We start from the raw sequence: 20,212 nt of genomic DNA, 5'->3' as shown, positions 1-20,212 counted from the left end.
TTCGCCGTGCGCATTCCGTGTTGAAGTACTCAGGAGATTCCCGATGCCAGGTGCTGTCGTTTCCTTGCGGCAACTAGCGCCGAACTATGTGGGCATGTTCAGGAAATTAAAACCTTCCGCCGACTGCGGACTAACGCTACGGAGTATCGACACTACGGAACTGCGCGATCGATTCGCCCAGCTCCTGGAAGACGGCGTCAGCCGCGAAATAACCATCGAAGCATTGCAGTCCTTGAAGTTGCACTTTCCAGAAGGTCCGAACGCGCCGGGTCTGCTCATGGCAGGCCGCGCAGAATCAGGCCTCGGCGATCCACAGCAGGTTGCTCTCTCGACAGCATTCCTTGCAGAGGATCTACTGCAGGCCCTCGCCGAAATCGGGTTTAGCAAAGGATCGCCTGACCGCGGTAGCAGCGAGCCAGGCCGCTTCCGGTCTCCAAGTCCAGCGCCATACGCGAGAACAAACTGCGGCCCAGCTGGACGCATAAACAGGGTGTGCATGTTCAGTGCGGGAACACCTGCACGATCAACCAGCTGCCTGCCTGGGCAGGATCTTGCCGATGGCTGCAACGCAGAAAGCCGCCGCATCATCGACACTCCTATCGATGATGCGGCGGCGGCACGGCTGCATCGAACCGGCGGCAGATCCCATTTCTTGTTCCCCGTCGGCATGCACCGTGCCCATGAATCGCTTCGCCATGGCAATTGCGGTTCCGCCCTCCCGGCCCCCGCTGCATGCTGGCTTGCCTGCCGCGGATCCCGGAACGCCGGCCAGCCAGCTACCGGCGTCCGGCCATCTGCGCTCCCTTCGCCGGGGCCAGCTGCAGACTTGCCTCCGCAGCCTGCGCCGCATGAAGAACCAACAACGCCGTGGTGACCGTGCCGACTCCGCCGGGGACCGGGCTGAGGGCCCGCACCAGCGGGCGCACCGAGGCCGCATGGACATCCCCCACCAGCTTGCCTTCGGCATTGACATTGGTTCCGACATCGATCACCACGGAAGTTTCCCCAGCCTCATTGGCAGTGAGCAGGTCCGCCTTGCCCACGGCCATCACGATCACCGAGGCGGACTTGGTGATTCGTCCCAGATCGGCGGTCTTGGAGTGGCAGATGCTCACCGTAGCATCACGCTGCAGCAACAGCTGGGCCAGCGGCTTGCCTACTACCGCCGAGCGCCCTACCACTGCGACATGCTGCCCGGACAGCGGAATCCGGTAGTGCTCCAAGATCTCGATGACCGATCGCGCGGTAGCCGGTGCAAAGGCCGGCTGGCCGACGCTGAGCCGGCCCAGGCTCAGCGGGTTCGCCCCGTCGACATCCTTGGCCGTATCGATCAGCGCCACCAGCGCCGCCGCATCCACCGCTGGCGGCAAGGGGGTCTGCAAGATGATGCCGTGCACCGAGGTATCTTCGTTCAATGCGGTGATCATATCGGCCAGCTGCTGGTGCGTTGCACCGGCCAGGTCCACCACCTGACACTCCACCCCCAATTGCGCGGCGGCACGCCCGATGGAGCGCACATACCAGGCGGTGGCCTCGTTGTCAGTGGCCACCACTACCGCGACCCGGACGGTGGACCCGGCGTCGGCCAAGCGCATCACCAGTTCTGCGGTGCGGTGGCGGATCGCTTCGGCCACTGGCGCTCCAGACAGGTCCCTTGCCGTCATGCGGCCACCACCGTCCGGGCGCTAGCGCTGAGCTCTTCAGCGCGGGCGATTGCCTCGCTGGCCCGGTTGGCCACCTGCACCAGCCGGTCCCGCTGGGCAAAATCGTTGATAGCGCCAATGTTCATTTCCAAGGTGGCCAGCGCGGTGGCCAGGGCCGCCCGCGCGGCTTCGGCAGCGGCCGCCACGTCGCTGAGCACTGAACGGTTGCCAATGGGCAACAGCCGCTGGCCCAAATCGATCACCTCAATCGAGGCCTCGACGGTGGTAACCAGTGGCGTCGCCGCGGCGATGGTGGCGTCTTGGATCGCCGCACTGCGCAGCGACTTCTGCTCTGCGCCGTCCTTGGGCAGCTTGTACGCAGCGCCCAAGGCGCCGAACAGCCGCTCGTCCTCTTCGGCAGCGAAAAGTCCCTGCTGCATCATCTGCTTGGCTTGCTTGGCAATCTGCTGGGCTTGCTCCCGGACCGCCTCGTATCGTGGCCCGGAGGTGAATTCTGCAACCATGGAGATCAGGGCCGCGGCCTGCGCCGCATGCAATCCTGCGGCCGCGCCTCCTCCCGGCGTCGGGGCGCCTGAGGCAAGCCGCTGGAGATAGCTGAAGACGGTTTCATTGGAGATCAATGGGGTTTCCCCTCGCTCGGGACACGTGGCAGTTGATCCCTGCACCCTTCGGCGGGATTTCATGGCGCGCAGGACTCAGGTCCGGGCCATCGAACCCCCTTGGTATCCGACTGGTATATCAGGTTATCTTGAAGCCTAGAGCACCTCCCGAACTCGGGTCAAGGGTTTTTTGGACCTGGGGCACTCCGCGGACCCACTGGCGCAACGACCAGTATTGCGGCTAGTCGATCCAGGTCTTGCCCATATCGACGAGCAGCGTCTGGAAGGCATTTTCCGCCGGAGCACGCACCCGGTCACGGCGCTGGGCCAGCAGCACGCTACGCGAAGCCGCAGCTTCTCCCAGGGAGAGGACCTTGACCCCCGGATGATGGTTCACCACCGCGGATTTCGGGGCCAAGGCGATGCCCAGCCCCACTGAAACCATTGCCTGGGCTTCCTGGTAGTCGTTAGCCTGGAAGGAGATCTTCGGGGAAAATCCCGCCGCATTGCAGGTGCGTTCCAGCAGCTCGGCAACCGGGTGCTCGTTGGCGCGGACGATCCACTGCTCATGGGCAGTGGCCACCACATCCACTTCTTCGAGCTGCGCCAGCGGATGCTCGGCCCCAACCACGAGCACCGTGGGCTCGGTGAACAGAGTGGTCAGCTCGAAATCGTCACGTTTGAGCCGCATCCATTCGTATTCCCACAGTAGGCCCATCGAAATCTCGCCCTTGGCGAGCAGTCCAATGAGTTCGCTCAGTCGGGTACTACGCACGTCAAGCTTGATGGACGGGTACATCTTGCGGAAGCGGCTGATGACCAGCGGAATGAACGAGCTGCCCAGCGTAGGGAAAGTGCCCAGGCTCAGGCTTCCGCTTTTCAGGCCGGCCAGCTGATCCAGGTCCGCCATGGCTGCGTCCATTTGCTGCAAGATGGCGCGGGCATGGCCAGCTAGGACGTGGCCAGCATCCGTGGGCACCATGCCACGGGCATGGCGCTGGAGCAACGGCTGCCCCACTTCCTCTTCGAGCTTGCGCAGCTGCTGCGAAACCCCCGACGGGGTGTAGAACAGCTCATCGGCAGCCGCGGTGACCGAACCCCCTTCGACGACGGAGAGCAATATTTGCAATCTCTTTGCATCGAGCATGGATCCTCCTTGCAGTAGAACTTCACTATATTTCATCAAGCGCACATTTGCTGGATTCCTGCGGATGTTTGGACGAAACGCACGGCTCTGCCGTGAAGAAATCACCTGTCTGACACGCTTTTCCTCCTAGCAACAATGCTGAATTAAGCAAAGCTTCAATTTATTGAACTAAGGGTAACTACTAATTAAGTGTCGACTGTCTCATTATCGATACAGGCATAAGTGCCCGGCGTCACATCTAACGCAGGCGCTACGTTCTCGATAGATTAGGTCCGTCCAATGAAACACACGGTTAAGGCCACCTGGATGCGCGGGGGTACCAGCAAATGCTGGGTCTTCGAGCGAAGTGCGCTCGAAGTCCCAGGCTTCACCACCGACGAGGTGCTGCTGCGCCTCTTCGGCTCCCCCGACCCGCGCCAAATCGATGGTGTCGGCGGCGGCAGCTCGACGACGAGCAAGGCTGTCATCCTCAGCCCCAGCGAGGAACCCGGCGTCGACGTCGACTACACCTTCGCTCAGGTGGGCATCGAACAAGCCGTGGTGGATTGGGGCAGCAACTGCGGAAACTGCTCGGCAGTCATCGCTCCCTACGCGCTCAAGCACGGATGGGTCCACGCCGATGACGGCCAGGCCACTGTGCGCATCCGCAATACCAACACCGGGCAGTTGCTCATCGAGCGCATGAACCTGGACGGAACGCAATCCGCCGAGTTCATTCCCGGGGTCCCTTTCCCGGGTCAAGCAGTGGAGATCGGCTTCCTCGATCCGGCCGGCGGCACCACCGGCCAGCTCTTCCCAGCCAGCGAGCCGCTCAGCACCCTGCAGGTTGCCGGCAACGCTACGCACCCGGGGTTCGAGGCCGAGGCCACGCTGCTCGATGCCGGAGCTCCCCTGGTCATCATCACCGCCGCCCAGGCAGGTCTGGATGCCGCGGACTTCTCCGACTGGCCGACCCAGGCGCTGGCCGAGTCCGAACGTCTGGAGCGGATCCGCCGGGCCGGCGCCGTGGCCATGGGCCTGGCCGGCAGCGCCGAAGCCGCGCAACGGGCCATCCCGAAGCTGGCCATCGTGCAATCTCCGGGCCAGGGGGACGAGGAAAATTTCAGGGTCATGATGCTCTCCATGGGAGCGCCGCACCCGGCTTTGGCTATCACCGGCAGCGTTGGGCTGACCATGGCCGCGCGCCAGCCGGGTACAGCTGTCGCCAATCTGCTCTCCACGGAACCAGGCGAGGTCCTGTGCATGCAGACCCCTGCCGGGCAGATCCGGACCTGGCAGCGCCAGATCGAAGGCAGGACCGCGGTGGGCACCACCCGTACCGCCCGTGAGCTGGCCGAGGCGCAGCTGAGCTTCGACCCGGTCACCCACCCCGAGGCGCAGGCCACCGCATTGCTGGCTGGCGAACCGGTGCTCGCCACCGAATCCGCGCAGTTGCTCGATGATCCGCCGCCGCACAAGCGCCGAACCGTTTTCGCCTCCGTGGCGATCTTCGCGGCCTTGGGCCTGGGCGCAACGCTGGTTGGCGGCGGACTGCTGAACCCTCCGGCGACCACCACCGATGGCGACTACGCCGGGGAAACACTGCAACTGGTCATCCCGCTGGCCGAAGGCGGCGGCACCGATACCTGGGCCCGCTTCATCGGCCAGGAACTGATCCACGAGATTCCCGGCGTCCCGGGTTTCGCCCCGACCAACGAGTCCGGCGGCGAGGGAATCACCGGCAGCAACCGCTTCGCGGCATCCGCTAACGACGACGGAACCGAACTGCTGGTCAGCACCGCCACCACGGTGGTGCCGTGGGTACTGGATCGCGACGTGGTCAAGTATTCCTTCGACAAGCTGGAACCGATCATGGTCAACGGCACCGGCGGCGTGATCTACGGACGCACCGATGCCGGGCTGAAGGACGTCAAGGACCTGGTGGACCGCAAGAAGCCGCTGGTCTTCGGCGGGATCGCGGCAACCGGCCTGGATCTGACCACCCTGGTGGCCTTCGATCTGCTGGATGCCGACGTGACCTCGACCTTCGGCTTCGAAGGCCGCGGCCCGGTGAACTTGGCGCTGCAGCGCGGCGAAGTCGACCTCGACTACACCACCACCTCGTCCTACGACTCGGCGGTGCGCCCCATCGCCGAGGACGGCTCGGCGAAGATACTGATGTCCTTCGGGCAGCTGGACGGCCAAGGCGGAATCGTCCGGGATCCGAACTTCCCGGAGGTCCCGACCGTGATCGAGGCCTATGAGCAGATCCACGGCACGAAGCCCGAGGGGCCGAAGCTCGAAGCCTACCGGACGCTGCTGGGCCTGACCTATACCTACCAGAAGGGCCTGTGGGCACCGAAGGATGCGCCCGAAGAAGCGGTCCAGCTGCTGCGCGAATCGGCGCACGAGCTCTCGCAGAACGAAGAGTTCAACGAACGGGCCGAAGCGGTGCTCGGCGGCTACCCGGTAGTTGCCGACGAACAGCTTTCCCAACGGATCAAGGAAGCCTACACCGTCAGCGAGGAGACCAAGAGCTACGTCACCAGCCTGCTCAAGGACTCCTACAAGATAGAAATCAACTAAGGAGCGAACAATGCTAGATTCCGCAATGTCCGCATTGGCTTCGCTGACGGACCCCGGCTTGCTGCTGATGCTGCTCGTCGGCGTGGTCGCCGGCCTGGTCATGGGACTCATCCCCGGCCTGGGCGGCACCGCCGCCGTAGCCATCTTGCTGCCGATCACCTTCGGCATGGAGCCGGCCCCCGCGCTGGCCATGCTGATCGGCGCGCTGGCCGTGGTCCACACCTCGGATACCGTCTCCGCGGTGCTCCTGGGCGCCCCGGGTTCCGCCTCGGCATCGGTGACGATGCTCGACGGCTACTCCATGGCCAAAAAGGGGCAGGCGAAACGGGCACTGAGCCTGGCCTTCCTGTCCTCCATGGCAGGCGGCGTGATCGGCGCCATCGGCCTGACCCTGGCCATCCCGCTGGCCCGCCCGCTGGTCCTTTCCTTCGCCAGCCCGGAGCTGTTCATGCTCACCGTGCTCGGCGTGGCCCTGGCCGCCGTACTCTCCCGCGGAAATGTCATCAAGGGCCTCACCGCCGGCGTGCTCGGCCTGATGGTCGGCATGATCGGCACCTCCCCCACCACCGCCGAAGAGCGCTTCACCTTCGGTTCGCTGTTCCTCGGTGATGGGCTCTCCCTGGTCGCAGTGGCCCTGGGCGTCTTCGGCCTGGCCGAGATCGCCTCCCGCGCCAGCCAGCGCCGCGGCGACAAGCAGCAGGTCAAGGTCGATGGCGGCTGGGGTTCGGGCATCCGTGAATGGCTGACCCACTGGAGCCAGGTACTGCGCGGCGGCATCATCGGCATCTGGGCCGGGATCCTGCCCGGGGTTGGCGCCACCGCTGGCACCTGGCTGGCCTACGGACAGGCCGTTGCCACCGCGAAGGACAAGACCAAATTCGGCAAGGGCGATCCGCGAGGCATCGTCGGCCCGGAAAGCGCCAACAACTCGGTGGAAGCCGGCGACCTGATCCCGACCTTCCTGTTCGGCATCCCCGGCGGCGTACCCTCGGCCATGCTGCTTGGCATGCTGCTGACCTACGGCATCCAGCCGGGCCCGAGCATCATCAACGAGCACCTGGACCTGATGTACCTGATCATCTGGTCCTTCGCGATCGCTTCGGTTCTCGGCGCGCTATTCTGCTTCCTGACCGTGCGCCCGCTGTCCTCGCTGACCAAGGTTCCCTTCGCGGTGCTGGCGGCCGGCCTGGTTGTCGTGATGCTGCTCGGCTCCTTCCAGGACGGCGGGCAGATCGGCGACCTGTGGATCATGGTGCTGCTTGGTGTGGCCGGATGGCTGCTGAAGTCCACCGGCTTCCCGCGCGCACCGTTCCTGATCGGCTTCGTGCTGGCCATCCCGCTGGAGCGCTACTACTTCCTGACCGACAGCCTCTACGAAGGCTTCGAATGGATGCTGCGCCCGGGCACCTTGGTGTTCATCGCCATCCTGGTCCTGCCAATCCTCTGGAATGCCTTCAAGTGGTTCCGTGCCCGCCGCAAGCTCAACTCGGACGACGATCCGAAGTCCGAAAGCGCACCGGATGACGAGGCACCGCTGAAGAATTCCATCTGGTCACTGGTGACCTCCGCCGCGCTGCTGGTCATCTTCGCCAGTTCACTGGTGCTCTCCGCAGAATACTCCCCGGATGCCCGACTGGTACCTCAGCTTGTCGGCTGGATCGGCGTCATCATGACGGTCGTCCTGCTGCTCCAGGAGCTCCATTCGCGCAGGCTCGCCCTGGCCTCGATGCGCCGGATCTCGGTACATGCCACGGTCTACGCCACCGCGCCAAGCCCGGCGCTGGCGCTGGCCACGGGGGCCTCCGGCTCGGGTTCGGCCAAGCACGCTGCCGTCGGCGAAACCGCAACGCCAGATGCTGCCGGAAATGGCGGTTCCGCCGCCGGCGGCCATCGCGCTCCAGGCAGGATCGGCAGATTCGGCTGGGGCGCGGGCTGGACGCAGGATGCATCCTTCGCCTTCCGCACCTTTGGATGGATGGCCGGGTTCCTGGTGCTGACCGGGCTGGTCGGCTACCTGGCAGCCATCTCGATCTTCATTCCGGCGTTCTTGCTGCTGGTAGCCCGGGCGAAGATCAAGACCACGATCATCTACACCATTGTGTTCTTCATTCTCATGCTGGCCCTGCCTTCCCTGCTGCCGATCGACCTCCCGCAGGGGATACTGACCTCATGGATCTAGGAACACGCTGTCGAAAAGGAGAAATACATGGCAATCCTGGCTTGCTATAGCGATACCGAGTCCGGCCGAGCCGCCATCCGGCGGGGCCTGGCCGAGGCCCACAAGTCCCAAGACTCCCTGCTGGTGGCAAACCTCGAAAAAGGCCCGCTCACCGATGACCAGCTGGGCATCGATCTGGACACGCTGATGGATTTCGGCGTTCCGGTGCGGATTCTGCCTCCCACCCAGACGGTCCACGACGCGGCCGACTTCGTGCTCCAGGCCGAGCAGGAACACGCGGTGTCGCTGATCGTGCTTGGGCTGCGCAAGCGCTCCCGCGTGGGGAAGTTGCTCATGGGAAGCATCGCGCAGCGCATCCTGATCGAAGCGGACTGCCCGGTACTGGCGGTCAAGGCCAAGGACTAGGCGCTGCCCGCACAAAGCAGGAAAGCAAGACAGCCCCCGCCCGCATCGCCACCAGATGCGGGCGGGGGCTGCCTTTTGCGTCTTGGATCCAGCGGTGGTGCCCAGTCTCACGAATATTCCACAAGACACTTGTACAAGTTAATTGTATTGTGTAGCTATGGAAATTGAGCCCGAACCCGCAGACCTTCCCCAGCAGATGCTCGAGGCGCTCTCGCCGTTGCTGAACCTGATGCGCGCGGCACGATCCATTTCCCCGGGCAAACTGGAGATCCTCAACACCCTGGCCACCGAAGGCCAGGCCAGCGCCACCGGGCTGCGGCAGGCCATCGGAGTCAGCCAGCAGGCCATCTCGCTGACCACCAAGGAACTCGAATCGCTCGGGCTGATCCAGCGGCACCGGGATGAAGCCGACCGCCGCAAGCTCTGGTTCCAGCTCACCGACGCAGGCCGGCAAAAATTGGATCACGAAATCCAGCTTGGCCAGACGGCGTTGATGCAAGCCATAGGCGAGAACCTGAGCAACGAGGAGCTCTCCTTGATCCGCGCCGCCTTGCCCGTGCTCAAGAAAATCACTACGGCGGTCCGCCCATGAAGAGCACCGCAACCAACCGAAACCCGCTGGTGCCCACCTTGGTCTTTGCAGCGTTGGCCACGGCCATCGTCTCCTCGCTGGGCATGCTGCTGGTCCCCTCGATTTCCCAGCGGTTCAGCGTCGATATTGCCGCCGCCCAGTGGATGCTCACCGTGAACCTGCTGGCCGGAGCCGTGGCGACTCCCATCATGGGACGCCTCAGCGATGGTCCGCACAAGAAGCGGCTGCTCCTGGTCTCGCTGGCGGTCATGTTCCTCGGCTCGGTCATGGCGGCCTGCGCACCAACCTTTGGCGTGTTTCTTGCCGGTCGCGTGCTCCAGGGACTGTCCTACGGCATTGTTCCTGTCACCATCGCCATCGCCCGCCGCTATGTAGCGGCCGAGCACGTGCAGAACACCATATCCACCCTGTCGGTCACGGTGGCCTCCGGAATCGGCATCGGCTACCCGCTGACCGGCATCATCGCCGGAATTTTCGACTACTCGTACGCCTTCTGGTTCGGCGCAGCATTCGTGCTGGCCACCATTATCGTGGTGTGGAAAGTAGTTCCCGCGGGTCCCGACACCCTCGCAGAGAAGCGGCCTTTCGACTACGCCGGTTCCGGCTTGCTGGCCCTTGGGCTCGCTTCCCTGCTACTGACCATATCCGAGGGTCCCAAATGGGGCTGGTCATCTCTCCTCACCCTTGCGCTGGGCGTCTTTTCCATCATCGTCCTGGTCCTCTGGGTACGGATGGAAATCCGCCTTGACCACCCTTTGATCAACCTTCGCACGCTGAAGCAGGGCGAGGTCCTCTTGGCCAATATCTCGGCCATCGCCTTGGGCGCGGCACTGTATATTGCCATGTCCGTCTCGTCTCTGGTGGCCCAAGCAGATGCCGCGACAAGTTACGGGCTGAGCCTCCCGGTCTTCTGGGCCGGCTTTGTCATCTTCCCGCTCTCGGCAGGCAGCTTGGCCGCCAACCGCACGGTGCGGTTAGTGGCAAAGCGCGTAGGCATCCAGGCCATGCTTCCCATTGGAGCGATCATCATGGCAGCTGCCGGCACCATGCTCTGGTTGCTGCACTCGGCGCTCTGGGAGATCCTGCTGAGCATGCTGGTCTTCGGCATCGGCATGGGCGCCAGCTATGCGGCCATGCCGGCATTGATTGCCCGCAGCGTGGCAGCCCAGGAACTCGGCAGCTCCGTGAGTTTCAACCAGGTGCTGCGTACCGTGGGTTCATCCTTCGGCACTGCGATTGCCGCCGCCATCATCGCCACCCACCCCGGACTCCTTGGCGAAGCCAGCCCCGAAGGCATCAACATGACCTTCCTGCTCGGCGCCCTGCTTTGCATCGTCCTCGGAGCGGCGTTGCTGGCCGATTCGGCACGACGCCGGTTGAGGAAGAACAGGTAGGAAAGCCCTGGATGCAGCAAACGCCTCGGTGCCGTGATGGCAACGAGGCGTTTTCCCGATTTCGAAATGCCTAGAGCTCGACGATCTCGAATTCCAAGAGCTCAGCCCCGGACGCGACCGGCTTCTGGCCTGCGGCGCCGGAATGGGCCGCATCGGCGCGCTGCTCACGCCAGTTCTCGAAGTCCTCGCGCGTTGCCCACTGCGTGTAGACAAAGTACTTGTCTCCGCCGTTGACCGGGCGCAACAGCTTGAATCCCTCGAAGCCCGGCGAGGAATCCACCGAATGCTTGCGTGCGGCGAAGCGCTTTTCCAGTTCCGGTCCGGCGTCGCCGGGAACCGACAGGGCATTGATGACGACAATCGACATATTCAACCTTTCGTGACGGGGCTTCGTTCTGCCCGAAACCCCCGTATCCCAGCCTACGCCCGGGCCAAGGACGCTCCTGGAATTCATGACGGCCATCGCCACGCACAAGCTCATCGGCCGCTGGCACCGGCAAAGAACCATTGGCTGTTGCGCTGATTACCTGCCGGTGGCCTGCTAGCTCTCGCGGCAGATCAGCTTCCCGTTCGGCGCTTGGAAGTCCACATCATTGCCGGCAATGATCGAACGGCGCACCACGCCGTGCAGGGTCTTGCCCTGGTACGGGGAGATCGGGTTCTTGTGGTGCAGGCTCTGGACGTCCACCTCGAAGCTGTCCTCCGGGGCGAAGACCGCGAAGTCCGCATCCTTGCCCTCCTCGATGCTGCCCTTGGCGCTCAGGCCGGCGAGCTTGGAGGGATTCGCACCCATCCACTGCACAACCTGTTCCAGCTTCAATCCGCGCTGCTTCGCCTCGCTCCAGATCAGCGGCAGGCCCAGCTGCAGCGATGCCACCCCGCCCCAAGCCACGCCGAAGTCGCCGTTCTCCACGTCTTTCAGGTCGATGGTCGATGGCGAGTGATCCGAGACGATGCAGTCGATGACACCTTCTTCCAGGCCCTTCCAGAGCAGCTCGCGGTTGTCGTTCTCGCGGATCGGCGGGCAGCATTTGAAGGCCGTGGCGCCGTCGGGGATTTCCTCCGCCAGCAAGGTCAAGTAGTGCGGGCAAGTTTCCACAGTGAGTTTCACGCCCTCGGCTTTCGCCTCGCGGATCATTTCAAGCGCATCCGAACTGGACAGGTGCAGCACGTGCGCGCGCACCCCGGTGGCGCGGGCGCGCTCGATGACCTGGGCGATGGCGGTGTTCTCGGCATCGCGCGGGCGCGAATCCAGGAAGCCGGTGTATTTGCCTCCCACCGGCTGGGGCGAGCTGTCGATGATCTCGGCGTCCTCGGCGTGCACGATCATCAGCGAGTCGAAGGAGGCCAGTTCGGCCATGTCCTCTTCCATCTCGTCAACGCCCAGTGAAGGGAATTCGTCCACCCCGGAGTGCAGCAGGAAGCATTTGAAACCGAAGACCCCTGCCTCGTGCAGCTCGCGCAGATCGCTCTTGTTCCCTGGAATGGCGCCTCCCCAGAAGCCTACGTTGACATAGGCGTTCTTCGACGCGGCTGCGCGCTTGATCTCCAGCGCTTCGAGGTTCACCGTGGGCGGGATGGAATTCAGCGGCATGTCCACAATGGTGGTCACGCCACCGGCGGCCGCGGCCTTGGTGGCCGACTCGAAGCCTTCCCACTCGGTTCGTCCCGGCTCGTTCACGTGCACATGGGTATCAACGAGTCCGGGGAGCAGCACCTCGTCGGCTGCCATTTCGATCACGCGGGCACCGGCCAATCCGGTGCCGTAGGGCTCAACGGCCAGGATCTTGCCGTTGCGCACGCCGATTTCGCGCGGGGCGATGGCCTGCCCCGCCAGCACTTGCTGGCCGCGCAGCACCAGGTCATAGACGGTTTCGGTGATGGCTTCGGTCGATGTGTGGCCAACAGCTTCGTTGATGCTCATGCGGTGTTCCTACTCGTTAATAGCTAAGTGTTCTGGGGGCTTGGCAGCTCTAGGCCAAACGCAGATTGCTGTGGCGCGGGGCACACCCGAATTGGTGAACCGGTGCCCCGCGCCAAGTTTACGGGTTGCAGGTCAGCGACGACTGCCCTTTCACGCACCCACGGTAGCTGAGGCGGCCATCGGCATCAACGCGGTAGGCGCATCGCCAGGCTCCAAAGCCAGGTCTTCGAATTCATTGACGGCGTCCAGTTGCGCACCCATGGCAATGTTGGTGACCTTTTCCAGGATCACTTCCACCACGACCGGCACCTGATGCTGCTCGGCCAGCGCGTTGGCCTGCGCGAATCCGGCAGCGAGCTGGCTCGGATCCTCGATGCGCACGGCCTTGCAGCCCAAGCCTTCGGCGACCTTCACATGATCCACGCCGTAGCCCTTGGTTTCCGGGGAGTTGATGTTATCGAATCCCAGGGAGACGTGGTAGTCCATCTCGAAGGCGCGCTGCGACTGGCGGATCAAGCCCAAATAGGAATTGTTGACCACCACGTGCACGTACGGCAGCTTGAACTGCGCGCCGACGGCCAGCTCCTCGATCATGAACTGGAAGTCGTAGTCGCCGGAGAGGGCCACGACCTTTTCCCCGGGCTTGCCACGCACCACGCCCAGGGCCGCCGGTCCGGTCCAGCCCAGCGGGCCGGCCTGCCCGGCATTGATCCAGTTGCGCGGCTTGTAGACATGCAGCATCTGCGCGCCGGCGATCTGGCTCAACCCGATGGTGGACACGTAGGTGGTGTCCTGTCCGAAAGCGGCGTTCATTTCCTGGTAGACGCGCTGCGGCTTGATCGGGATGTTCTCGAAGTTGGTCTTGCGGTGCCCGGTGGACTTGCGTGCGGTGCACTCATCGGCCCACGCCGAATAGTCGGGCAGGGTGCCGGCGGCCTTGCGCTCGCGCACGACCTCCAAGATGGCGTCGATGGCGGCCCCGGCATCCGAGGTGATCCCCAGATCCGGGGAGAACACACGGCCGATCTGCGTGCCTTCGATGTCCACGTGGATGAACTTGCGTCCCGCGCGGTAGGTGGCCAGATCTCCGGTGTGGCGGTTGGCCCAGCGGTTGCCCAGGCCCAGCACCACATCCGATTCCAAGAATGTCGCGTTGCCGTACTTGGTATGGGTCTGGATGCCCACCATGCCCGACTGCAGGCGGTGGTCATCAGGGATGGAACCCCAACCCATCAGGGTCGGGGAAACCGGGATGTTCAACTCTTCGGCCAATGCAACCAATTGCCCACTGGCGTTGGCGTTGATAATGCCGCCGCCAGCGATGATGATCGGCTTTGCTCCCGAAAGGAGCAAGTCCACGATCTTCTCGGCCTGGCCCCGGGTGGCCGCCGGCTGCTGGACCGGCAATGGCTCGTAGGCGTCGATGTCGAAGTCGATTTCGGCCATCTGCACGTTGATCGGCAAATCGAGCAGTGCCGGGCCGGGCCGGCCCGAGCGCATGATCTGGAAGGCCTTGGCGAAGGTGCCCGGAACCAGTCCCGGCTCCAAGATGGTGGAGGCGTATTTGGTGACCGGCTTGGCGATGGACTCGATGTCCACTGCCTGGAAATCTTCCTTGTGCAGCACATTGGTCGGAGCCTGCCCGGTGATGCACAGCATTGGAATGGAGTCGGCGATCGCGGCATACAGCCCGGTGATCATGTCGGTGCCGGCCGGGCCGGAGGTGCCAAGACACAGGCCGATCTTGCCGGTGGCCCGCGAGTAGCCGTCGGCGGCATGGCTGGCACCCTCGACGTGGCGGTGCAGGGTGTGGCGGATTCCGCCGTGGGCCTTCATGGCCGAATACAGCGGGTTGATGGCAGCGCCTGGCAGGCCGAACGCCTCGGTGGCGCCTTCCTTGGCCAGGATCTGCACGACGGCGTCGATTGCGCGCATTTTAGGCATGGGAATACATCCTTTGGAGCAAGAGTGGGAGAAAGAAAAGATACCTGCGGCGGGAAGCCAAGGTGCATGAGTCACCACAACACCGCTTCCTTGAGCACCAGCTGCCGGCGATGAACTGGAACAAAGCCCATTGCGCGTCGGGTGCGGCGCTCCGGACTCTTGCCGTGTACCAAGGGCCAGAACGCGTCGTGCTGCAACCGATAAGTGCGCAGCCGCCAGCTGAAGAAGCGGGTTACCTCGTTGTTCCCGCCGCAGGAAGATTGGGTGGTTCTAGGCGGGGACCGGTACGTCGATCTTTCCGGCCAGGCGCTGCACGCCGCGGAATAGTCCGGAGTGGTCCAGCGCCCCGTCGCCGCTGGCTACAGTGGAGGTGACCAGCTGCGCGACCAGTGCGCCTAGCGGCAACACAACCCCGGCTTCGCGGGCCGCGGAGGTCACGATGCCCATATCCTTGTTGTGCAGGGCCAGTCGGAAGCCCGGGGCGAATTCGCGGTCCAGGATCTTCTGGGCCTTCTGGTCCAGGACCTTGGAGCCGGCCAGTCCCCCGCCGAGCACCTTGATGGCCGCGTCGGTGTCCACGCCATAGGCTTCGAGGAAGACTACAGCTTCGGACAGGGCTTGGATGTTGGCCGCGACGATCAGCTGGTTGGCCGCTTTGACGGTCTGCCCGGAGCCTGAAGGCCCGACCAGCACGATGGTCTTGCCCACCGCTTCGAGCACCGGCTTGGCCTCTTCGAAGTCCGCTGGCTCGCCGCCGACCATGATGGACAGCATGCCCTCGATGGCTCCGGCTTCGCCGCCGGAGACCGGGGCATCCAGCGGGCGCAGCCCGGCATCGCGGGCCGTGGCGGCCAGTTCGACGGCCACGTCGGGGCGGATCGAGGAGTTGTCGATCCATAGCGCGCCGGGCTTCGCGTTCGCGAAAACGCCGTCCGAGCCGAGAGCGACAGCTTGGACATCAGGGGAATCCGGGACCATCGTGATGATCGCATCCGCGTCGGCCACGGCTTCGGCGATGGAAGCGGCCTTGGTTCCGCCAGCGGCGGCCAGCTCGTTGCCCGCCTTGTCGCTGCGGTTGTAGCCAGTGACGTTGTAGCCGGCGTTGATCAAGTTCTTGGCCATCGGCAGGCCCATAATGCCCAGTCCGATGAAGGCGATGTTCTGCGACATGTGATTCTCCAAAATCTGTAGTGGGGTAGGCGGTTAGGCGTTGGCGGTGGCCAGCCAGTTGAAGGCGGTAGCCGCATCCTGCTTGTACTCCAGGGCCACCTTGCCGGTGTAGCCCAGTTCCATCGAGCGGCTGATCCACTGCTGCAGCGGCAAGTTGCCGGTTCCCGGGGCTCCGCGGCCTGGCGCGTCGGCAATCTGTATATGCCTGAAGTCCTTGGCGTGCGCTTCGATGACCGCAGGGACATCATCGCCGTTGACCGCCAGGTGGTAGAAGTCGGCCAGCAGTGCGATATTTGCCGCACCCTGCGCCTTGACCGTGTTGATGACTTCCAAGGCCTGGGCCGCGGTTTTCAGCGGATAGGCCTCGGTGCCAGAAACCGGCTCAATGAGCACCGTGCCGCCGACCTCGGCGACGCCCTGCGCTGCCGCGACCAGGTTTTCCAGGGCCAGTTCGTCTTGGGCGGCCGGGCTGGCGCCGTCGATGCGATTCCCGTATAGGGCGTTGAAGGCTTTGCATCCGGTGGCCTGGGCGATGGCCACAACCACGTCGATATTTGCCTTGAATTCCGCTTCGCGCCCAATCCAGGAGACAAGGCCCCTGTCCCCTGCCGGCATGTCGCCGGCGAAGAAGTTCAAGCCGTCGAGCTGGACGCCGGCGTTCTTGAGGGAGGCAACGAAATCGTCGACCTGCTTGTCGCTTGGTGCCGCTTCGCTAAATGGCCACCAGAATTCAACGCTGTCGAATCCCGCCTGCTTGGCGGCTTGTGCGCGCTGCAGCAATGGCAGCTCGGTGAGCAGGATCGAGCAGTTCAGAGTGTATGGCACTGGCTTTCCCTTCGAAAACAGCTTCCAAGTATTCCGCTTTATGGAAGTCCACTTTTGCTTTACGAAAACTCTAGGACGAGACGCCAATCACTGTCAAGGTATTTCAACCCCCCTTCACTCAAGCTTGGATACCAGCCCTTCCGCCCATGAATTCCATCGCTTCTTCCTTCTCGGCGCCATAGCAAAGTCCGCCACAAGCACGCCACATTGCGCAGGTTTTCCGTCATCTGCTTCATAAAATCTCTACCCAAAAAATATCGCTGGGTGAAAATCGCATATTCTATTGCGATAATGTGATGCACCGCATACAGTGGTGGCTACTCACCTGGCAAATATCTCGGAGTGCCCCCTTTAGCTCAGGAGCAGCCATCCTTTCACCACAGTGCCTCATGCGCCCCGCGCGGCACGCAGTTCGACTGCCTCGGCCAGCCATGCCCTTGCTTGGTTCGCCGGCAGAGTTCTATGTCAATTTCGGGCAGCCAATTTACCCTTAAGCGGGCCATGTCCCGGTCCAGCGCCTTCGCGCCCGGGAACAGAACGTCTCACTAACCCAAATTCCGTCACCCCGAATTCCCACTACGGCATCGCCATGTCCGGAAGCGAATCAGTGACTCTTTGACAAGGACGTCAACATGCCGCAGGCAACCCCCGAGATGCTGCCCGTTTCGCAGGCCGCACCTCAAAAGACCCCCAAAGCAATCGACCAGGCCAACCCCTTCGAGCTGAGCGCTTCGCTCTACAACAAGGACTTGGCGCCGGCTACCCGCAAGGGACGCACCTGGAACGCCTACAGCATCTTTACGCTGTGGGCCAATGACGTGCATTCACTGGGAAATTACGCATTCGCCATCGGCCTCTTCGCCCTGGGCATGACCGGCTGGCAGATCCTCGGTGCTCTGGGCATCGGTGCGGTGCTGCTCTTCGCCCTGCTGAATCTATCCGGCTTCATGGGCGAGAAGACCGGGGTGCCCTTCCCCGTAATGAGCCGTATCGCCTTTGGCATTACCGGCGCCCAGATCCCGGCCTTGCTGCGCGGAGCGGTGGCCATTGCCTGGTTCGGCATCCAGACTTATCTGGCAGCGCAAGTGCTCTCGGTCATGGTGATCGCGGTTGCGCCGGGAGCCGCGAGCCTTGAGCTGACCAGCTTCCTGGGCCTCAATACCCTCGGCTGGTTCTGCTTCGTGGCCCTGTGGGCCATCCAGCTGGTGATTGTCAGCTACGGCATGGAAATGATCCGCAAGTACGAGGCCTTCGCCGGTCCGGTCATTCTGGTGACCTTCCTGTCCCTGGCCATCTGGATGCTCTTCGAATCCGGCTTCAACGTGTCCATGAGCACCGGGGTGCCGAAGTCCGGCATCGAAATGTGGACCGCCATGTTCGGCGCCGCTGCCCTCTGGGTCTCCATCTACGGCACCTTCGTGCTGAACTTCTGCGACTTCACCCGCGGTGCCGCTACCAAGCAGGCCATCGTCAAGGGCAACTTCTTCGGCATCCCGCTGAATATGCTTTTCTTCGGAGCCATCGTCGTGGTCCTGACCGGAACGCAGTTCTCCATCAACGGCCAGGTCATCACCTCGCCGTCCGATGTTGTCGGGGCAATCCCGAATACCGTCCTGCTGCTGTTGGCTTCGGCCGCACTGCTGGTGCTGACCATCGCGGTGAACCTGATGGCCAACTTCGTTGCACCGACCTACGCGTTGACCAACCTGTTCCCGAAGAAGCTGGACTTCCGCGGGGCCGCTTTGATCTCCGGTACCATCGGCTTGGTCATCTTGCCTTGGAACCTCTACAACTCGCCGGAAATCATCAATTACTTCCTGGGCGGCCTGGGCGCGCTGCTCGGCCCGCTGTTCGGGATCATCATGGCCGACTACTGGCTGATCCGCAAGGCCCGGATCAACGTCATGGACCTGTACCGCTCGGATGCCAAGGGCACCTACTACTTCACCCGCGGCGTGAACTACCGCGCCGTGATTGCTCTGGCCATCAGCTCGGTCATCGCGCTGCTGCTGGCCTTCGTCCCAGCCATGCACGTGGTCGGTCCCTTCGCCTGGTTCCTCGGATCCGCCGCGGGCGCCTTAGCCTACCTGGCGCTGGCCAAGCGCCAGCACGACCTGGCCGACATCGATGGCGAGCCGATCGCCGTGACACCAACCCACTAGGACGGCATCATGCGAATTCTTATTTTGAATGTCAACACCACCGAATCAATGACCCGCGCCATCGGCGACTCGGCCCGCCAAGCCGCGTCCCCGGGCACCGAAATCGTGGAACTGACCCCGGATTTCGGGGCCGACTCCTGCGAGGGCAACTTCGAGAGCTACCTGGCGGCCATGGCCGTGATGGACAAGGTGATGAGCTACCGCGAGCCGTTTGACGCAGTCATCCAAGCCGGATACGGCGAGCACGGGCGCGAAGGGCTGCAGGAACTGCTCGATGTCCCCGTCGTAGACATCACCGAAGCGGCCGCTTCCACCGCCCAGTTCCTCGGTCACAAGTATTCGGTGGTCACCACGCTGGATCGCACGGTGCCGCTGATCGAAGACCGGCTGAAGCTCGCCGGGCTGACCGATCGACTGGCCTCGGTGCGTGCCAGCGGCCTGGGCGTGCTGGAGCTGGAATCCGATCCGCAGCGTGCGGTCGCCGCCATTGTCGAGCAGTCCAAGCAGGCGGTGGAACAAGACAAGGCCGAAGTCATCTGCTTGGGGTGCGGTGGCATGGCCGAGCTCGAAGAACAGGTCAAGGCGGCCACCGGCGTGCCGATCGTCGACGGGGTGCGCGCCGCGGTGACCATCGCCGAGTCCCTGGTGCGCCTGGGACTGAGCACTTCCAAGGTCCGCACCTACGCTCCCCCACGTCCCAAGAAGGTCACTGGCTGGCCGATATCTGTTGAGTCGGCGAGTCTGGCTGCCCGCTAGCTGATGCCAAGCTAAACAGCAGTTACAGCTAAGTGGAACCACAGCCTGCCGACTTAGAGTTGTAAGTACCTCATGAAGGTGCGAGTGATGACATGAGAAACCCCGATGCTTCGGCATCGGGGTTTCTTTCGTCTGAAGTTGTTTTCAAAATTTGCTGCACGCACCAGGAAAGGAATTCCACCAGCAAGCTTCGTTGGGCTGCCGGGGTCCAGGTTCCCTTGTTCAGCTCCGGATGTTGGGCAGACAACCGGTCCGGCCTCCCCGTGAATCAAGAACGCTTCGATCGTTTACCGCTCTTGCAACTCGGCTGAGCAGTGAAGCGTGTGGCTTTAGTCAGCGAAGGATGGTGGCCAGCAAATTTCGAATCGTTCCTTGATCAGTTCCCCACCGGGCTTCGTCGTTTCTTCGGGAGTCCAATCAATACCGATTGATTTCTGGGTTCGACGCCAGAACTTGTCGTGTTCACGACGCCAGTGCTCCAGTGACTGATCACCCTCGCCCTCGGCCGCGGCGAAGTCCGCATCAACGTCAAAGAAGGAAGATCGTTCCACGGAAAGCACGCGGAAGATCATTCGGGGCTGACCTTTTCCATCGCAGACGATGCAGTGGTCGCCAACCTGCGGGACACGCTCGTTATAGAAGGCATAGTCACTGGCTAAAGACGAGGTGGCACGCTTGGTTCCGTAAAGCATTTCATGCAACAGCTCATCGGCAAGCGCAGGGTTATCACCGAAGGACTCTGCAACATGGAACGGCTCCTGGTCCGTTGCAATGCCCGCGCTGGCTAGATACTCCGCCCACATCTCTTGCGAGGCTTCAGCGTTAACCGGCGGCAATTCTGCAACGGAGTTTTCAGTCATGGCTTGATCCTAGCCGGATATTCTTG

At 63.1% G+C, this 20,212-nt stretch carries 17 protein-coding genes; 7 read left to right on the top strand and 10 right to left on the bottom strand.

Going from position 1 to position 20,212, the window contains the following annotated elements; genetic code table 11:
• Nucleotides 1-523: 523 nt before the first annotated feature.
• The 4 genes from AB4Y71_RS01520 to AB4Y71_RS01505 all read right to left on the bottom strand — a co-directional run bounded on the left by AB4Y71_RS01520 (nt 524) and on the right by AB4Y71_RS01505 (nt 3,410).
• Nucleotides 524-697 (bottom strand): hypothetical protein, encoded by a 174-nt coding sequence (locus tag AB4Y71_RS01520; protein ID WP_441717449.1) that lies wholly within the window; start codon nt 695-697, stop codon nt 524-526.
• Nucleotides 698-776: 79 nt separating this feature from the next.
• Nucleotides 777-1,664, bottom strand: coding sequence for a bifunctional 5,10-methylenetetrahydrofolate dehydrogenase/5,10-methenyltetrahydrofolate cyclohydrolase (locus AB4Y71_RS01515; protein WP_441717447.1), 888 nt, complete (start codon nt 1,662-1,664; stop codon nt 777-779).
• Nucleotides 1,661-2,284: a cyclodeaminase/cyclohydrolase family protein gene (locus AB4Y71_RS01510; RefSeq protein ID WP_441717445.1), complete on the bottom strand. Its 624-nt coding sequence runs from the start codon at nt 2,282-2,284 to the stop codon at nt 1,661-1,663. The genes AB4Y71_RS01515 and AB4Y71_RS01510 overlap by 4 nt, the downstream gene beginning before the upstream one ends.
• Nucleotides 2,285-2,504: 220 nt before the next feature.
• Entirely contained in the window at nt 2,505-3,410 is a 906-nt protein-coding gene (locus AB4Y71_RS01505) for a LysR family transcriptional regulator (RefSeq protein ID WP_441717443.1), read from the bottom strand.
• A gap of 279 nt (nt 3,411-3,689) precedes the next feature.
• Here AB4Y71_RS01505 and AB4Y71_RS01500 point away from each other — a divergent pair, with 279 nt between their 5' ends.
• The 5 genes from AB4Y71_RS01500 (at nt 3,690) to AB4Y71_RS01480 (ending at nt 10,545) form a co-directional block, all read left to right on the top strand.
• Complete coding sequence (locus AB4Y71_RS01500) at nt 3,690-5,975, top strand: PrpF domain-containing protein (RefSeq protein ID WP_441717442.1); 2,286 nt, start codon at nt 3,690-3,692, stop codon at nt 5,973-5,975.
• Nucleotides 5,976-5,985: 10 nt separating this feature from the next.
• Nucleotides 5,986-8,154, top strand: a complete 2,169-nt coding sequence (locus AB4Y71_RS01495; protein ID WP_441717441.1) for a tripartite tricarboxylate transporter permease — start codon at nt 5,986-5,988, stop codon at nt 8,152-8,154.
• A 27-nt stretch (nt 8,155-8,181) separates the two neighbouring features.
• Nucleotides 8,182-8,559, top strand: a complete 378-nt coding sequence (locus tag AB4Y71_RS01490) for a universal stress protein (RefSeq protein ID WP_441717439.1) — start codon at nt 8,182-8,184, stop codon at nt 8,557-8,559.
• Nucleotides 8,560-8,716: 157 nt separating this feature from the next.
• Complete coding sequence (locus AB4Y71_RS01485) at nt 8,717-9,151, top strand: MarR family winged helix-turn-helix transcriptional regulator (protein WP_441717437.1); 435 nt, start codon at nt 8,717-8,719, stop codon at nt 9,149-9,151.
• Nucleotides 9,148-10,545, top strand: coding sequence for an MFS transporter (locus AB4Y71_RS01480; protein WP_441717435.1), 1,398 nt, complete (start codon nt 9,148-9,150; stop codon nt 10,543-10,545). Before AB4Y71_RS01485 ends, AB4Y71_RS01480 begins: the two co-directional genes overlap by 4 nt.
• Before the next feature lie 70 nt (nt 10,546-10,615).
• Here AB4Y71_RS01480 and AB4Y71_RS01475 read toward each other — a convergent pair whose 3' ends face one another.
• From AB4Y71_RS01475 to AB4Y71_RS01455, 5 genes are all read right to left on the bottom strand, one after another.
• The gene (locus AB4Y71_RS01475) at nt 10,616-10,912 is read right to left on the bottom strand and encodes an antibiotic biosynthesis monooxygenase family protein (RefSeq protein WP_102599260.1); all 297 of its coding nucleotides are present in this window, start codon (nt 10,910-10,912) and stop codon (nt 10,616-10,618) included.
• Nucleotides 10,913-11,086: 174 nt separating this feature from the next.
• Nucleotides 11,087-12,469: an allantoinase AllB gene (allB, locus tag AB4Y71_RS01470; protein WP_441717433.1), complete on the bottom strand. Its 1,383-nt coding sequence runs from the start codon at nt 12,467-12,469 to the stop codon at nt 11,087-11,089.
• Nucleotides 12,470-12,619: 150 nt separating this feature from the next.
• Nucleotides 12,620-14,413, bottom strand: coding sequence for a glyoxylate carboligase (gene gcl / locus AB4Y71_RS01465; protein ID WP_441680429.1), 1,794 nt, complete (start codon nt 14,411-14,413; stop codon nt 12,620-12,622).
• Nucleotides 14,414-14,683: 270 nt separating this feature from the next.
• Nucleotides 14,684-15,583 carry a 2-hydroxy-3-oxopropionate reductase gene (locus AB4Y71_RS01460; RefSeq protein WP_441717431.1) on the bottom strand — a complete coding sequence of 300 codons (900 nt, stop codon included), beginning with the start codon at nt 15,581-15,583 and terminating at the stop codon, nt 14,684-14,686.
• A 33-nt stretch (nt 15,584-15,616) separates the two neighbouring features.
• Nucleotides 15,617-16,408 (bottom strand): hydroxypyruvate isomerase family protein, encoded by a 792-nt coding sequence (locus tag AB4Y71_RS01455; RefSeq protein WP_441717429.1) that lies wholly within the window; start codon nt 16,406-16,408, stop codon nt 15,617-15,619.
• A gap of 632 nt (nt 16,409-17,040) precedes the next feature.
• On the opposite strand from AB4Y71_RS01455, the gene AB4Y71_RS01450 reads away from it, so the two are divergent.
• Together AB4Y71_RS01450 and AB4Y71_RS01445 are read left to right on the top strand one after the other, a co-directional pair.
• Nucleotides 17,041-18,570, top strand: a complete 1,530-nt coding sequence (locus AB4Y71_RS01450) for an NCS1 family nucleobase:cation symporter-1 (protein ID WP_441717427.1) — start codon at nt 17,041-17,043, stop codon at nt 18,568-18,570.
• 9 nt (nt 18,571-18,579) lie between these two features.
• Complete coding sequence (locus tag AB4Y71_RS01445) at nt 18,580-19,326, top strand: aspartate/glutamate racemase family protein (protein WP_441717426.1); 747 nt, start codon at nt 18,580-18,582, stop codon at nt 19,324-19,326.
• Between the two features lie 329 nt (nt 19,327-19,655).
• On the opposite strand, the gene AB4Y71_RS01440 is transcribed toward AB4Y71_RS01445, so the two are convergent.
• Nucleotides 19,656-20,186: an ASCH domain-containing protein gene (locus tag AB4Y71_RS01440; protein WP_441717424.1), complete on the bottom strand. Its 531-nt coding sequence runs from the start codon at nt 20,184-20,186 to the stop codon at nt 19,656-19,658.
• Nucleotides 20,187-20,212: the final 26 nt, after the last annotated feature.

The sequence above is a fragment of the Glutamicibacter sp. MCAF14 genome (genome assembly GCF_052114325.1).
Classification (GTDB): Bacteria; Actinomycetota; Actinomycetes; order Actinomycetales; family Micrococcaceae; genus Glutamicibacter; species Glutamicibacter arilaitensis.
This window is presented reverse-complemented; position numbering and strand designations above follow the sequence as displayed.

Coding starts and splice junctions, on each gene's coding strand:
- AB4Y71_RS01520 (WP_441717449.1), bottom strand. CDS start 697: ATGGCGAAGCGATTCATGGGCACGGTGCATGCCGACGGGGAACAAGAA.
- allB (WP_441717433.1), bottom strand. CDS start 12,469: ATGAGCATCAACGAAGCTGTTGGCCACACATCGACCGAAGCCATCACC.
- gcl (WP_441680429.1), bottom strand. CDS start 14,413: ATGCCTAAAATGCGCGCAATCGACGCCGTCGTGCAGATCCTGGCCAAG.
- AB4Y71_RS01485 (WP_441717437.1), top strand. CDS start 8,717: ATGGAAATTGAGCCCGAACCCGCAGACCTTCCCCAGCAGATGCTCGAG.
- AB4Y71_RS01490 (WP_441717439.1), top strand. CDS start 8,182: ATGGCAATCCTGGCTTGCTATAGCGATACCGAGTCCGGCCGAGCCGCC.
- AB4Y71_RS01500 (WP_441717442.1), top strand. CDS start 3,690: ATGAAACACACGGTTAAGGCCACCTGGATGCGCGGGGGTACCAGCAAA.
- AB4Y71_RS01450 (WP_441717427.1), top strand. CDS start 17,041: ATGCCGCAGGCAACCCCCGAGATGCTGCCCGTTTCGCAGGCCGCACCT.
- AB4Y71_RS01460 (WP_441717431.1), bottom strand. CDS start 15,583: ATGTCGCAGAACATCGCCTTCATCGGACTGGGCATTATGGGCCTGCCG.
- AB4Y71_RS01515 (WP_441717447.1), bottom strand. CDS start 1,664: ATGACGGCAAGGGACCTGTCTGGAGCGCCAGTGGCCGAAGCGATCCGC.
- AB4Y71_RS01480 (WP_441717435.1), top strand. CDS start 9,148: ATGAAGAGCACCGCAACCAACCGAAACCCGCTGGTGCCCACCTTGGTC.
- AB4Y71_RS01495 (WP_441717441.1), top strand. CDS start 5,986: ATGCTAGATTCCGCAATGTCCGCATTGGCTTCGCTGACGGACCCCGGC.
- AB4Y71_RS01440 (WP_441717424.1), bottom strand. CDS start 20,186: ATGACTGAAAACTCCGTTGCAGAATTGCCGCCGGTTAACGCTGAAGCC.
- AB4Y71_RS01445 (WP_441717426.1), top strand. CDS start 18,580: ATGCGAATTCTTATTTTGAATGTCAACACCACCGAATCAATGACCCGC.
- AB4Y71_RS01505 (WP_441717443.1), bottom strand. CDS start 3,410: ATGCTCGATGCAAAGAGATTGCAAATATTGCTCTCCGTCGTCGAAGGG.
- AB4Y71_RS01475 (WP_102599260.1), bottom strand. CDS start 10,912: ATGTCGATTGTCGTCATCAATGCCCTGTCGGTTCCCGGCGACGCCGGA.